Below are 411 nucleotides of genomic sequence, written 5' to 3' on the forward strand. Positions count from 1 at the left end.
ACGTTTTCACATAGATGTTGCAGTCGTCGGCATATCTCACGAAACGAAGGTTCCTCTTTTCCAGTTCCTTATCTAACTCGTCTAGGACGATGTTCGATAATAGCGGACTAAGTGGACCTCCTTGCGGGGCTCCTTCCGTTGTCGCTTGAACGAGACCTCCTTCCATTACTCCCGCTTGCAGATAGCCGCGAATAAGTTTCAGCACCATTTTGTCTGTCACTCGTTCCGCCAGCTTTGCCATTAAGCGGTCGTGATGGATTCGGTCGAAGAATTTCTCCATGTCAATGTCTACCACAATGCGGTTTCCCTCTTCCATGTAGCTTCGTGCTTTCCTTACCGCATCATGCCCTCGCCGTTGTGGGCGAAATCCATAACTTTGCTCGGAAAACGTTGGGTCAAATACAGGCGTTA

The 411-nt window shown here is 49.1% G+C and carries 1 protein-coding gene; it reads right to left on the reverse strand.

Annotated elements, in window-relative coordinates; all coding sequences use genetic code 11:
* On the reverse strand, nucleotides 1-411 hold a 411-nt coding region (locus tag M3180_RS23150), incomplete at both ends, for a reverse transcriptase domain-containing protein (RefSeq protein WP_251671640.1).

This window comes from Paenibacillus camelliae (assembly GCF_023715345.1).
Lineage (GTDB): Bacteria > Bacillota > Bacilli > Paenibacillales > Paenibacillaceae > Pristimantibacillus > Pristimantibacillus camelliae.